The organism is Microbacterium fluvii (assembly GCF_025515205.1).
GTDB classification, from domain to species: domain Bacteria; phylum Actinomycetota; class Actinomycetes; order Actinomycetales; family Microbacteriaceae; genus Microbacterium; species Microbacterium fluvii.
In genome coordinates, this window is record NZ_JAOPFX010000002.1 from 476082 (window position 1) to 488944 (window position 12863).

General features: G+C 72.8%; 12 protein-coding genes. 11 read left to right on the forward strand and 1 reads right to left on the reverse strand.

The features are described from left to right. The first annotated feature begins 4 nt into the window (after positions 1–4). From OAW74_RS10865 to OAW74_RS10910, 10 genes are all read left to right on the forward strand, one after another. Entirely contained in the window at positions 5–655 is a 651-nt protein-coding gene (locus OAW74_RS10865; protein WP_262874380.1) for a TetR/AcrR family transcriptional regulator, read from the forward strand. Between the two features lie 337 nt (positions 656–992). Then, positions 993–1862, forward strand: coding sequence for a sulfurtransferase (locus OAW74_RS10870; protein WP_262874381.1), 870 nt, complete (start codon positions 993–995; stop codon positions 1860–1862). A 6-nt stretch (positions 1863–1868) separates the two neighbouring features. Continuing rightward, a complete protein-coding gene (locus tag OAW74_RS10875; protein WP_262874382.1) occupies positions 1869–3032 on the forward strand; it encodes an LLM class flavin-dependent oxidoreductase in 1164 nt (387 codons plus the stop codon). Continuing rightward, positions 3029–4186: an acyl-CoA dehydrogenase family protein gene (locus OAW74_RS10880; RefSeq protein WP_262874383.1), complete on the forward strand. Its 1158-nt coding sequence runs from the start codon at positions 3029–3031 to the stop codon at positions 4184–4186. Before OAW74_RS10875 ends, OAW74_RS10880 begins: the two co-directional genes overlap by 4 nt. A gap of 81 nt (positions 4187–4267) precedes the next feature. Continuing rightward, the gene (locus OAW74_RS10885) at positions 4268–5935 is read left to right on the forward strand and encodes an ABC transporter substrate-binding protein (protein WP_262874384.1); all 1668 of its coding nucleotides are present in this window, start codon (positions 4268–4270) and stop codon (positions 5933–5935) included. A 2-nt stretch (positions 5936–5937) separates the two neighbouring features. Further along, on the forward strand, positions 5938–6894 hold the full coding sequence (locus OAW74_RS10890) for an ABC transporter permease (protein ID WP_262874385.1): 957 nt from the start codon (positions 5938–5940) through the stop codon (positions 6892–6894). Next, positions 6891–7796, forward strand: coding sequence for an ABC transporter permease (locus OAW74_RS10895; RefSeq protein ID WP_262874386.1), 906 nt, complete (start codon positions 6891–6893; stop codon positions 7794–7796). Before OAW74_RS10890 ends, OAW74_RS10895 begins: the two co-directional genes overlap by 4 nt. Further along, positions 7793–9418 carry a dipeptide ABC transporter ATP-binding protein gene (locus OAW74_RS10900; protein ID WP_262874387.1) on the forward strand — a complete coding sequence of 542 codons (1626 nt, stop codon included), beginning with the start codon at positions 7793–7795 and terminating at the stop codon, positions 9416–9418. The genes OAW74_RS10895 and OAW74_RS10900 overlap by 4 nt, the downstream gene beginning before the upstream one ends. Then, positions 9415–10419, forward strand: coding sequence for a ketopantoate reductase family protein (locus tag OAW74_RS10905; RefSeq protein ID WP_262874388.1), 1005 nt, complete (start codon positions 9415–9417; stop codon positions 10417–10419). Before OAW74_RS10900 ends, OAW74_RS10905 begins: the two co-directional genes overlap by 4 nt. Continuing rightward, the gene (locus OAW74_RS10910) at positions 10416–11741 is read left to right on the forward strand and encodes an FAD-binding oxidoreductase (protein ID WP_262874389.1); all 1326 of its coding nucleotides are present in this window, start codon (positions 10416–10418) and stop codon (positions 11739–11741) included. The genes OAW74_RS10905 and OAW74_RS10910 overlap by 4 nt, the downstream gene beginning before the upstream one ends. Positions 11742–11748: 7 nt before the next feature. Here the strand turns inward: OAW74_RS10910 and OAW74_RS10915 are convergent, their stop codons facing one another. Then, positions 11749–12102 carry a carboxymuconolactone decarboxylase family protein gene (locus OAW74_RS10915; RefSeq protein WP_262874390.1) on the reverse strand — a complete coding sequence of 118 codons (354 nt, stop codon included), beginning with the start codon at positions 12100–12102 and terminating at the stop codon, positions 11749–11751. Positions 12103–12224: 122 nt separating this feature from the next. On the opposite strand from OAW74_RS10915, the gene msuE reads away from it, so the two are divergent. After that, entirely contained in the window at positions 12225–12854 is a 630-nt protein-coding gene (gene msuE, locus OAW74_RS10920; protein WP_262874391.1) for an FMN reductase, read from the forward strand. Positions 12855–12863: the final 9 nt, after the last annotated feature.

Below are 12863 nucleotides of genomic sequence, written 5' to 3' on the forward strand. Positions count from 1 at the left end.
GGTCATGACCTCGACCGCCGCCGCCGATCCGGTGCGCCGCCGCGACCCCGAGCGCACGCGCCGCGACATCCTCGCGGTGGCGACGACGGAGTTCGCCGCGAACGGCTACGACGGCGCGCGGGTCGACGAGATCGCCGCGCAGACGCAGACCACCAAGCGCATGATCTACTACTACTTCGAGTCGAAGGAGCAGCTGTATCTGCGGGTGCTCGAGGGCGCCTACCAGGTGATCCGCGAGCTCGAGCAGACCCTCGACGTCGCCCACCTCGAGCCCGTCGCGGCGCTGCGCCGGCTCGCCGAGGCGACCTTCGACCACCACACGACGCATCGCGACTTCATCCGGCTCGTCTCGATCGAGAACATCCACCGAGCCGAGCACATGGCCACCTCGGCCGCCCTCACCGACCTGAACCAGACGGCGATCGCGACCCTCAGCGAGGTGCTGCGCCGAGGTGTGGCCGACGGCGTCTTCCGCGACGACGTCGATGCGCTCGACGTGCACGCCGCCATCAGCTCCTACGCCTTCTTCCACGTCGCCAACCGGCACACCTTCGGGGTGCTGTTCGGCCGCGACCTGCTCGACCCCTCCCGCCATGACCACAGCCGCCGCATCGCGGGTGATCTCGTGGTCGGGCTGATGGCGCAGCATCCGTAGTCCGTCGTCATCTTTCGACGCATTCGGATGCTGCGCGCCGCGTCGTTGCGCGGTGCAGGCGGCGATCGTGAAACGCGGCGACACATAGCGCCCGGAGGTCTCGTCAGGCCCCCTCGCGGGTTCCTATGGTGGGTGTCACCTCACCGACGACAGGGAACCGACATGACCAGCAGCATCGCCTCCGCCGCGCACCGCGCCGGCGTCGAGCGCGCGCGGGTCTCGGTGATGCCCTGTCGAATGTGCGGCTCGATGCCTCGCTGAGCTCTGCTCGCCCGCTCGACCCGCACCACTCCCGCCGCGCTGCTGCGCGCCCTTTCGCCATACCCAAGGAGCCCTCATGTCCGACATCCTCATCACCGCCGACGAGCTCGCCGAGCTGGTCGTGCGCTCGCCCGACACCCTGCGCATCCTCGATGTGCGCTGGCGGCTCGACCGTCCGGACGGGCGGCCCGAGTACCTCGCGGGGCACATCCCCGGCGCCGTCTACGTCGACCTCGACCACGAGCTGGCCGAGCACGGCGTGCCCGCCGACGGGCGGCACCCGCTGCCGTCGACGGGGCGCCTGCAGGCCGCCGCCCGCCGATGGGGGATCGACCCAGGTGACACCGTCGTGGTCTACGACGACCTCAAGTCGCTCTCGGCGGCGCGAGCCTGGTGGCTGCTGACCGACGCCGGCCTTCCCGACGTGCGCATCCTCGACGGGTCGCTGCGGGCCTGGACCTCGTCGGGGCGTCCGCTCGAAGAGGGCGCGGTGGTGGCCGAGCCCGGCTCGGTCGTGCTGCGCAGCGGATTCCTGCCGAGACTCACGATCGACCAGGCCGCGGCGCTGCCGACAGACGGCGTGCTCATCGACGTGCGCGCCGAAGAGCGCTATCGCGGCGACACCGAGCCGATCGACCCGCGGGCAGGGCACGTGCCGGGCGCCGTCAATCTGCCCACGACCGCCAACGTCGCCTCCGACGGCCGCTTTCTCGACGCCGCCGCGCTGCGCGCGCAGTTCTCCGGCGTCGGCGTCGATCAGGGCGCACCGGTCGGGGTCTACTGCGGCTCGGGCGTCACGGCATCCCACGCGTTCGTCGCGCTCACCCTCGCCGGCTTCACGCCGCAGCTGTACCCCGGCTCGTGGAGCCAGTGGTCGAACCACCCCGATCGCCCCGTGGCGATCGGCTCGCAGCCGGGCGCCCTCGCTCCGGCCGGAAAGGAATGATCCGCCATGACCGTCGAGTTCATCAGCGCCGTCAACACCCGACCGGGTGACGAGCTCAACCCGCAGCCCGGGGGACGCCCGCTCGACCCCGCCTACCTCCGCCGCTACGCGCGCACGCTCGAAGACGCCGGCTTCGACTACACGCTCGTGCCCTACGGCTCGAGCTCGGCCGACTCGTTCGTCGTGGCCACCGCCGTGGCCGCGGCCACCGAGCGCATCAAGCCGATCGTCGCGGTTCGGCCCAACACGGTGTTCCCGCTCGTGGCCGCGCAGCAGCTGGCGACCCTCGACCAGATCTCGGACGGCCGCGCCGTGGTGCACATCATCTCGGGCGGCAGCGACGCGGAGCAGGCGCGGCAGGGCGACTACCTGAGCAAAGACGAGCGCTACGACCGCTCCGAGGAGTGGATCCGCATCGTCCGCCGCGCGTGGACGGAGCGGGAGCCCTTCAGCCACGAGGGCACCTACTACCGGTTCGACGACTTCGGCCCCGGCTTCCCGCCGGCAGGCATCATCCCGATCTCGGTGGGCGGCTCGTCCGACGCGGCCTACCGCGTGGGCGGAGCGCTCGGCGACATCTTCGGCCTGTGGGGCGAGCCCCTCGCCGACACCCGCGAGCAGATCGCGCGGGTGAACGCCGAGGCGGCCGCCGCCGGTCGCGCCGACCGCCCCCGCATCTGGGTCACCTTCCGCCCCATCGTCGCCGAGACCGACGAGCTCGCGTGGGAGAAGGCGCACCGTCACATCGGCCGCGTCGCCGAGACCTACGCCAACGCGGGGCTCGTGCCGTTCCGTCACCACAGCAAGGCCGCGCCGCAGAACGTCGGCTCGCAGCGGCTGCTCGATGCCGCCGCCCGCGGCGAACTGCACGACCGGGCGCTGTGGACCAAGCCCGCAGAGGTCACGAACGCCGGCGGCGCCTCGACGGCGCTCGTGGGCAGCTACGAGACGGTCGCCGCCGCGATCCTCGACTACGTCGACCTCGGCGCCGACCTCGTCTCGATCCGCGGCTACGACAACCTCAACGACGCGATCGACTACGGCCGCTACGTGCTGCCGCTCGTGCGGCAGGAGCTCGCCCACCGCGAGGCCACGGGTGCCCGCGGGCAGGTCGTGCCGCAGCCGCCGATCGTCGAGGGCGCCCGCACGCTCGAGAGCGCACGCGGATGAGTGCGACGGAGGCCGTGGGCATCCAGGCGGCGCGGACGGATGCCGAGACCCTCGGCGCCCTGACGCACCGGCTCGCGCTGCACGCGCCCGCGCACGACCGCGACGGCTCCTTCCCGTGGGAGGGCCTGCGCGCCGTGCACGAGGCGGGGCTGCTCACGGCCTCCGTCGGCCGTCGCTACGGCGGCGTGGGGCTGGAGGCACGCGACACCGTCGAGGTCTTCCTCGCTCTCGGCGAGGGCGACCCCTCGGTCGCGCTGATCTCGGCGATGACGGTGTTCCAGCACGCGGCGCAGGATGCCGCCGGCACGTGGCCGGAAGAGCTCTACGCCCACGTGCTCGCCGAGTCGCAGGTCAGGCCCGTGCTGATCAACGCCGTGCGCGCAGAGCCCGAGCTCGGAGCCCCCGCCCGCGGCGGGCTGCCCGCGACGGTCGCCCGGCGCACGTCCGACGGCTGGTCGGTGTCGGGGCACAAGGGCTTCGCCACCGGCTCGGAGGGCCTGGACTACCACCTCGTCTGGGTCGTCACCGACGAGCCGGAGCCCCGGGTGGGGCACGTGATCGTGCCGGGGGATGCCCCCGGCATCCGCATCGAACGCACGTGGGACCACCTCGGCATGCGCGCGAGCTCGACCCACGATGTCATCTACACCGATGTCGCCGTGCCGTTCGAGAACTTCTCCGGCGCACCGGTGGGCACCGTGCCGAACAACGGCGCCCCGCACGGCGTGTTCGCCCTTGCCGTTCCGGCCCTCTACGTCGGCGTCGCGCGAGCCGCGCTCGAGGCCTTCGCGACGTTCGCGCAGGAGCGCGTGCCGACCTCGCTCGGGCGGCCGATCGCGACGCTCGAGCGCATCCAGTCGGTCGCCGGCGAAGCGCGCGCGCAGATCGTGCAGGCCGAGCTCGTGCTGGCGGCGCTCGCCGCCGACGTCGACGCCGGCACCGCCGACCCCGCGCGGCTGGGGCTCGCGAAGCTCCTCACCTCGCGCGCCGCGATCGGCGCCGTCGAGGCGATCACCGCCGCCATCGGCAACCCGGCGCTGACCCGCAGCCTGCCCTTCGAACGGCACCTGCGCGACGTGCTGTGCGCACGGCCCCATCCTCCGCAGGACGACGCGGCGCTGGTCGCCGCGGGCCGCTCCCTCCTTCAGCTCTGACAGACGACTGCGTTTCGTCTCGTCGCTTCGCTCCTCGCTCAACGACCGGGGATATCCACCACCAAGAGAGGCACCACCATCATGAGCACCACCCATCGCTACCGAACCGCGGCGCTCGCCGTGCTGGCGGCAGCATCCGTCGCCGTCGTCACGGGGTGCGCGAGCACCGCGAGCGCACCGGCGGCCGATTCCACCGAGGGCACCCCGGTCGCGGGCGGCGAGCTGACTGTCGAGTTCTGGCCCGACAACGCCGCGTTCGCCTGCGTCGACCCGTTCCAGACCTACTGGATCGAGCACCGCCAGGTGATCCGCAACTTCGCCGATTCGCTCACCGACCAGGACCCCGACACCGGCGAGATCGTGCCGTGGCTCGCGACCGACTGGACGGTCAGCGACGACGGCCTCACCTACACCTTCGACCTCCGCGACGACGTCACCTTCAGCGACGGCACGGCGTTCACCGCCGACTCGGTCGTGCTCGCCCTCGACAGTGCGGCGCAGACGATCAAGGATGTGCCAGGCGCCTACGGCGGCGTCTACATCGCCGGCTACGAGTCGTCGACCGCCGTCGACGCCGACACCGTCGAGGTGCACTTCGCCACGCCCAACGCCGCCTTCCTGCAGGGCACGTCGACGACCAACCTCGCGATCCTCGCGGCCTCGTCGTACGAAGCGACGCCCGAAGAGCGGTGCCTCGGCGACGTCGTGGGCTCTGGATCGTTCGTGCTCGACTCGTACACGCCCGGTGAGGGCATCGAGCTGAGCAAGCGCGACGGCTACAACTGGGCGAGCGACCTCAACGCCCACCAGGGCGAGGCCTACCTCGACGCCATCCACATCCACTACGTCGCAGAAGACAGCGTGCGCACCGGCAATCTCGCCAGCGGCGCGAGCGACATCGCGTGGCCGCGCAACCCCTTCACCCCGGAGGATGCGGCGCTGCTGACCTCGGCGGGAGCCACGATCGAGTCGCGCTCGCTCCCCGGCCCGTCGTACGCGTTCTACCCGAACGTGTCGGGCGACAAGCCGCTGTCGGATCCGCTCGTGCGCGACGCGCTGCAGAAGGCGATCGACCGAGAGACCTACGCCGCGACGATCTACGGAGACGACTACCCGGTCGTCGAGGGGGCGTTCAACTCGACCACGCCGTTCTTCGTGAGCGAGGCCGACCAGCTCGCCTACGATCCCGAGGGCGCCGCGCAGCTGCTCGACGAGGCCGGCTGGACGCTCGAAGAGGGCGCCGACTACCGCACGAAGGACGGCGAGACCCTCACCCTCGTCGAGCCGATCACGGCCGAGACGCCCGGCGACGTGCTGCTGCAGGACCAGCTCAAGCAGGTGGGCATCAAGCTCGACCTGTCGGTCTACCAGGCCGCGGAGCGGGCGAGCATCATCACGAACGGCGACTACGACCTGCTGGCGACCTACTACACGCGGGCAGACCCCGGCGTGCTGCAGTGGATCCTCGATGACCGGTACGCAGGCTCGAAGGAGTTCGCCGCGAACGCGCAGAGCCCCGAGACCGCTCAGCAGGTCAAGGACCTCTTCGACGCGGGCCTGGAGACCACCAACACCGACGAGCGCGCGGCGGTCTACGCCGAGCTGCAGGAGCTGCTGATCTCCGACGGCGTCTCGTTCCCGGTGTTCGAGCGCGTGCAGCAGGCGGCCACCGCAGGCGACGTGCACGGGTTCCGGTTCACGAGCGAGTCGTTCCTGTCGTACTACGACATCTGGAAGGACGCCGCGTAATCATGCTCAGGTACGTTCTCGGACGGGTCGGTCAGGCAGCCCTCGTGCTGTGGGCCGCCTACACCGTGACCTTCGTCATCCTCTACCTGCTTCCGAGCGATCCGGTGGCGCTGCAGCTGTCGGCGAACAACATCGAGATCGATTCGCTCACCGAGGCGCAGCGCGAGCAGGCGGCGGCGCGGCTGGGGCTCGACCGGCCCGTCTGGGAACAGTACCTGGGTCTTCTCACGGCGGCCCTGCGCGGCGACTTCGGCACCTCGTACGCCAAGGGGCTGCCGGTGACCGACCTCATCGCGCAGCGACTGCCCGGCACCGTGACCCTCAGCATCCTGGCCGTCACGATCGCCCTCATCGCCGGCACGGCGCTCGCCGTGATCGCCACGCGACTGCCGCACGGGCCGCTTGCGACCTTCCTGCGGCGGCTCCCGGCAGCGGGGGTGAGCGTGCCGAACTTCTGGATCGGGCTGCTGCTGATCCAGATCTTCGCCTTCACCCTCGGCTGGTTCCCCGCGATGGGCGACGACGGGCCGCAGAGCTACGTGCTGCCGGCCGTGACGATGGCGATCCCGACGGCGGGGGTGCTCGCGCAGGTGCTCATCCGCAGCTTCGACGACACCCTCGGCGAGGCCTACATCGCCACGGCGCGCGCCAAGGGGCTCAGCCGCGGGGCGGTGCAGCTGCGCCACGCGTTCCGCAACGCGGCCCTCCCGACCCTGACGATCCTGGGCCTTCTCGTCGGGGCGACCGTGACCGGATCGATCGTCGTCGAGACCGTCTTCTCGCGCAACGGCCTCGGCCGGCTCGCGCAGGAGTCGGTGCTCGCGCAGGACATCCCCGTCGTACAGGCGATCGTCGTGATCGCCGCCGCCGCATTCGTGGTCGTCAACCTCGTCGTCGACCTGCTCTACCCGCTGCTGGACCCCCGCATCGCCCGCACGCCGAAAGTGAGTCGCGCATGACCGAGCTGCTCGAGAAGCCCGTCGCCCTGTTCCCTGCGAGGGAGCGGGCGGATGCCGTCGCCACGGCGTCCCCGCCGGAGCGCAGGGCGCCGCATCCGCTGCTGGCCCTGCTGCGCCGCCCCGGCGTCGTGATCGCGCTCGCCCTGGTCGTCTTCGCGGTGCTGACGGCCGTGTGGCCGGCGCTGTTCGCGACGCACGACCCGACCGCCACGGCCCCGGCCGAGCGCCTGCAGGCGCCGGGCCTCGCGCACTGGTTCGGCACCGACGAGCTCGGCCGCGACCTGTATTCGCGCGTCGTGCACGGCTCGACCCTCACGCTCGCAGCGACCGCACTCGCGATCGGCCTGGCGCTCGTCGTCGGCCTGTCGCTCGGCATCCTCTCCGGCTTCGTCGGCGGAGGGACGGATGCCGTCATCATGCGCATCGTCGACGTCTTCCTCGCGATCCCGGGGCTGCTGCTTGCCCTCGCGATCGTGACGGCGCTCGGGTTCGGCACCCTGCCGGTGGCGATCGCGGTGGGCATCGGCATCGTGCCGGGCTTCGCCCGCACGACCCGCTCCGAGGTGCTGCGGGTCAAGACCCTGCCCTACATCGAGGCCGCCCGCGCGGGCGGCGCCTCGTGGCTGCGGGTGCTGCTGACCCACGTGCTGCCGAACTCGTGGGGGCCGGTCGTGGTGCTCGCGGTGCTCGACTTCGGTGCGGCGATCCTCGCCGTGGCGGCGTTGAGCTTCCTCGGGTTCGGGGCGGCGCCGCCGGCCGCGGAGTGGGGGACGCTCATCTCGAACGGGCGAAACTACCTGATCACGGCGCCGTGGGTGTCGCTGCTGCCGGGCCTGTTCGTCGCGGCCGTCGTGCTGAGCCTCAACCACCTCGCCAAGACCCTCGAGGAGACCCAGCGATGAGCGATCCGGTCATCCAGATCACGGGCCTCGCGGTCGACTACCGGCTCTCCGACGGGCGCGCGCCGCGGCGGGCCCTCGCCGGCATCGACCTCACCGTCGCCCGCGGCGAACGCGTCGCGATCGTGGGGGAGTCGGGCTCGGGCAAGAGCACGGCCGCGCTGGCCCTCCTCGGCCTCCTGCCCCACAACGCGAGCATCGCCGCAGGCTCGGCCAGAGTCGCGGGGGTCGAACTCGCCGGCGCCTCCGAGCGCGTGGCGCGCCGGGTCCGCGGCCGCGTGGTCGGGCTCGTGCCGCAGGATCCCACCGTCTCGCTCAACCCCACCCAGCGCATCGGCCACCAGGTAGCCGAAGCCGTGCGGCTGCGCGGGGTCGCGAAGCCGCTCGTCGATGCCGAGGTGCTGACCGCGCTCGAGCAGGCCGGCATCGACGATCCGGTCGTGCGGGCGCGGCAGTACCCGCACGAGCTGTCGGGTGGGCTTCGCCAGCGTGTGCTCATCGCGATCGCCCTCGCCGGCGACCCCGACGTGATCGTGGCCGACGAGCCCACGAGTGCCCTCGACGTCACGGTGCAGCGCCGCATCCTCGACCACCTCGACCGGCTCGTGCGCGAGCGCGGCATCGGCCTGGTGATCATCACGCACGACCTGGGCGTGGCCGCCGACCGCGCCGACCGCATCGTCGTGCTGCGCCGCGGCGAGGTCGTCGAGACCGGCGACGCGCTCCCGGTGCTCGCCGCCCCCGCCCACGAGTACACGCGCCGGCTCGTGCAGGCCGCTCCTGGGCTCACCGCGCCGGTGCCGCCCCCGTCCGCCCCCGCCGATGCTCCCGTGCTCGTGCGGTGGGACGGGGTCGTCAAGGAGTTCGCGCTGCCGCGGGCGGAGGGGGCGGCATCCGTCGAGCGCGCCGTCGACGGCGTCGACCTCGAGGCGCGTGCGGGCAGGACCCTCGCCATCGTCGGGGAATCGGGGTCTGGGAAGACGACCATGCTGCGTCTCGCCCTGGGCGTCGAGCGGCCGACGGCCGGCGCCGTGCGGTTCGACGGCGTCGAGGTCGGCGCGCTCGGCTGGCGCGAGGCGCGGGCGCTGCGGCGGCGGTTCCAGCTCGTGCAGCAGAATCCGTATGCCGCGCTCGACCCTCGATTCTCGGTGGGCCGATCGATCGCCGAGCCGCTCGTCGCGTTCGGCGTGGGCGATCGGGCGTCGCGGCGGGGGCGCGTGCGCGAACTGCTCGACCTCGTCGGTCTGCCGACGGATGCCGCCGGCCGCCGCCCCGCCGAGCTGTCGGGCGGTCAGCGCCAGCGCGTCGCGATCGCACGGGCGCTCGCCGTCGAGCCCGAGCTCGTGTACCTGGATGAGCCGGTGTCGGCCCTCGACGTCTCGGTGCAGGACCAGGTGCTGCGGCTGCTCGCCGACCTGCAGGCGCGCCTCGGAGTCGGCTACGTCTTCGTCTCGCACGACCTCGGCGTCGTCGAGGCCGTCGCGCACGAGGTCGCCGTCGTGCGGCAGGGCCGGGTCGTCGAGCAGGGCGCGGCGGAGAAGGTGCTGCGGTCGCCGCAGCACGACTACACACGGGCGCTGCTGGCGGCGGTGCCGGGGCAGAGGCTGAAGGAGGCCGTGGCGTGAGCAGGTATATCGTGGTGGGGGCGGGGGCCCTCGGCGGGCTGCTGGCCGCGCAGTGGACGCTGGCGGGGGTGCCGACGACGCTCGTGGCCCGAGGCGCTGCGCGGGAGGTGATCGCGCGCGATGGCCTGCGCATCCGCCGTCCGCACGGCGACGACGTCGTGCGGGTCGACGTGGTGGGCTCGATCGCCGACGCGCGCCCGACGGCCGCCGACACCGTCGTGCTGGCGGTCAAGGCGCAAGACGCCGAGGGGGCGATCGCGGCGATCGCGTGGGTGGAACTGGCAGACGGCACCGGCGTCGTGGCCGACCTGCCGGTGCTGACGCTGCAGAACGGCATCTCGGTCGAAGACATCGCGCTGCGCCGCTTCGAGACCGTCATCGGGGTGTCGGTGGGGATCCCCGCCAGCCACCTCGAGCCCGGCGTCGTCGTGTCGCCCGCCTACCCGATCGTCGGGGCGGCGTGGCTCGGCGGCTACCCGCAGTCGCTCCCCGGCGAAGAGGAGCGGCATCGCGTCGCCCTCGCCCGGGCGGGCTTCGCGACCTCGGTCGAGCCCGACATCGCCGCCGCGAAGCGCCGCAAGCTCATCGCGAACCTGCGCAATGTCGTCGACGTGTTCGAGGCGACCGTCGACGAGGCGGAGCACGCCGAGGCGGCCCTCGCGGCCGAGGCGCGGGCGGTGTTCGCCGCGGCGCGGCTCGCGGTGGCGCCACCGCCGTTCGACGGCGTGCGGCTGCAGATCGGCGAGGTGCCAGCGCATGACTCCGGGCATCTGTCGACGTGGCAGAGCTTCGCCCGCGGCACCTCGAGCGAGGTCGACTTCCTCAGCGGCGAGATCGTGCTCATCGCCCGGATCATCGGCGTCGAAGCGCCGCTGAACACCGCCGTCGTGCGTGCGCTCGGCGCGCTGTCGGCCCGCGGCGGACGCCCGGGAGAGGTGCCGTTGCCGGTCGAGTTCGGCTATGACCTGTTCACCCGAGACCGCAGGGTGGTCGGGGCGTGACGGCGCTGCATCCGCTCGTCGAGGTCGCGCCCGATCGCCGGCATGCCGTCGCCGTCGACCGCTCGGGGTGGCCCGCGGTGTGGCCGGACGGCGTGGCGACGCCGCGGACGGTCGACGAGGTGCGCGAGGTCGTGGCGTGGGCCGCGGCCACCGGCACGGCCGTCGTGGCGCGCGGCGCGGGATCGGGCCTCGCGGCCGCCGCGGTCGGGGTGCCGGGGGCGATCGTGCTCGACCTCTCGGCGCTGCAGCGGTTCGAGATCGACGCCGACGAGCAGCTGGCGCGGGTCGAGCCCGGCGTGATCACGGCGGTGCTGGATGACGCCGCCGCGTCTCACGGGCTGATGTACGCGCCCGATCCGGGGAGCGTCGGCATCTCGACCGTCGGCGGCAACATCGCCACGAACGCGGGCGGGCTGCGCGGCGCCAAGTACGGCGTGACCCGCGATCACGTGCTCGCCTTCGACGTCGTGCTGGCCGACGGCACCCTCGTGCACGTCGGCCGCGACACCATCAAGGGTGTCACGGGCTATGACCTCGTCGGGTTGTTCACGGGGTCCGAGGGCACCCTCGGCATCGTCGTGGGGGCGACGCTGCGGCTGCTGCCTCGTCCCGTGCGGGTGGCGACCGCCGCGGCCTACTTCGCCGACATCGAGACGGCCGCCCGCGCCGTCACCGCCATCACGCGCTCGGGCGCTCGGCCCGCCGTGCTCGAACTGCTCGACGGTCCGACGCTCGGCGCCGTGGACGCCCTCGAGGGCACGGCGCTGCGCGCCCGCGGCGAGGCGCTGCTGATCGCCCAGACCGACGGCTTCGGGGCGTTCGAGGAGCTGTCGGTGGTGGCAGACGCGGTCGCGCCCCTGGCGACCCTGGTCGAGACAGAGACGGATGCTGCCGCGTCCGCCCGCCTGCTGCTCGCGCGACGCCAGGCGCTGCCCGCCCTCGAGGCTCTGGGGCGGCCGCTGATCGAAGACATCGCCGTGCCGCGGGGCCGCATGGCCGACGCCGTGCGGGAGATCGGGCGGATCGCCGACGAGGAGGGCGTGCGGATCTTCGTGTTCGGCCACGCCGGCGACGGCAACCTGCACCCGATCATCGTTACCGAGCGCGGCGAGGGTGTGCCGGCTGCCGCCCAGCGGGCCGCCGATCGCATCTTCGCGCTCGCGCTCGAGCTCGGCGGCACCATCACCGCCGAGCACGGCGTGGGGCGCCTCAAGCGCGAGTGGGCCGCGCGCGAGCTCGGCCCCGACGTGCACGCGCTGCAGCAGCGCCTGCGCGCGGTGTTCGACCCGCAGGGAATTCTCAACCCCGGGTCGTCGCTGTAGGGCTTGCTCAGTGGGTGTGCGCCGGGGCCGCATCCTGGGCGAGCTTGAAGGCGAGGCGGCCGTGCGCGAAGCCGCCGCCGGCGCGGATCGCGGTGGCCACCCACGCGGCCTCGGCGAGCTCTGCCTCGCTCGCTCCGGCGCGCACGGCCTTCTGCGCGTGCGCGTCGATGCAGTAGGTGCACTGCGTCGTCACGCCCACCGCGAGGGCGATGAGCTCGCGGTACTTCAGCGGGATCTCGCGGCCCTCGGGCGCGAACACGGCGCTGTCGAAATCGACCCAGGCCTTGAGGATGTCGGGGGTCTCGGCCTTGTACACACGGTTGTAGGCGCGGTCGCCCTCGCGGTCGAAGAAGTCGCTCATGCCCGCCACGCTACGGCCGCGCACAGCTTCCACGACCCGCACGTTACGCGGCATGACGGCCGCATGACGTCGCGTGTCCGCGGCCGCGAGACAGCAGCATCCGCTCGACGTAGCGTCGGGGCATGACGACGACTCCGGCACTGCTCGAGACCAACTCCGGCGACACCGCGCGCTCCGCCCGGCGCCCCCTGCGGGTCGTCGGCGTCTCGGGTTCGCTGCACGCTCCGAGCAAGACCACGACGCTCGTGCGGGCGGTCCTCGACGAGGTCGCCGGGCGCTCCGCCGTCGAGACCCGGCTCGTCGAGATCGCCGAGATCGGCCCTGCCCTTGCCGGTGCGCTTACGCGGTCCGCGCTGCCCGCCGAGGTCGAAGACGCTCTGCGCGCCATCGAGACCGCCGACCTGCTCGTGGTCGCGAGCCCCGTCTACCGCGCGTCGTACACGGGGCTGTTCAAGCACCTCTTCGACTTCGTCGAGCAGTACGCGCTCGTCGGCCAGCCGGTGCTGCTGGCCGCGACCGGCGGCGGCGACCGGCACGCCCTCATCATCGACCACCAGCTGCGGCCGCTGTTCGGGTTCTTCCAGGCGCTCACGCTGCCGCTCGGCGTCTATGCGAGCGCCGGCGACTTCGAGGGTGCCGCCCTGCGCGAAGGCCCGGTGCGCGAGAGGGTCGCCCAGGCGGTCGCCCGCGCACTGCCGCTCATCGAGCAGTCGGCGCAGCAGCGCACCTCGGAGTACGTCTCGAACTGGTGAGCGCGTCTC

What these genes read in the sequence shown, in the direction of transcription:
- OAW74_RS10865 (WP_262874380.1), top strand. Translation starts at nt 5, where the DNA reads ATGACCTCGACCGCCGCCGCCGATCCGGTGCGCCGCCGCGACCCCGAG.
- OAW74_RS10870 (WP_262874381.1), top strand. Translation starts at nt 993, where the DNA reads ATGTCCGACATCCTCATCACCGCCGACGAGCTCGCCGAGCTGGTCGTG.
- OAW74_RS10875 (WP_262874382.1), top strand. Translation starts at nt 1,869, where the DNA reads ATGACCGTCGAGTTCATCAGCGCCGTCAACACCCGACCGGGTGACGAG.
- OAW74_RS10880 (WP_262874383.1), top strand. Translation starts at nt 3,029, where the DNA reads ATGAGTGCGACGGAGGCCGTGGGCATCCAGGCGGCGCGGACGGATGCC.
- OAW74_RS10885 (WP_262874384.1), top strand. Translation starts at nt 4,268, where the DNA reads ATGAGCACCACCCATCGCTACCGAACCGCGGCGCTCGCCGTGCTGGCG.
- OAW74_RS10890 (WP_262874385.1), top strand. Translation starts at nt 5,938, where the DNA reads ATGCTCAGGTACGTTCTCGGACGGGTCGGTCAGGCAGCCCTCGTGCTG.
- OAW74_RS10895 (WP_262874386.1), top strand. Translation starts at nt 6,891, where the DNA reads ATGACCGAGCTGCTCGAGAAGCCCGTCGCCCTGTTCCCTGCGAGGGAG.
- OAW74_RS10900 (WP_262874387.1), top strand. Translation starts at nt 7,793, where the DNA reads ATGAGCGATCCGGTCATCCAGATCACGGGCCTCGCGGTCGACTACCGG.
- OAW74_RS10915 (WP_262874390.1), bottom strand. Translation starts at nt 12,102, where the DNA reads ATGAGCGACTTCTTCGACCGCGAGGGCGACCGCGCCTACAACCGTGTG.
- msuE (WP_262874391.1), top strand. Translation starts at nt 12,225, where the DNA reads ATGACGACGACTCCGGCACTGCTCGAGACCAACTCCGGCGACACCGCG.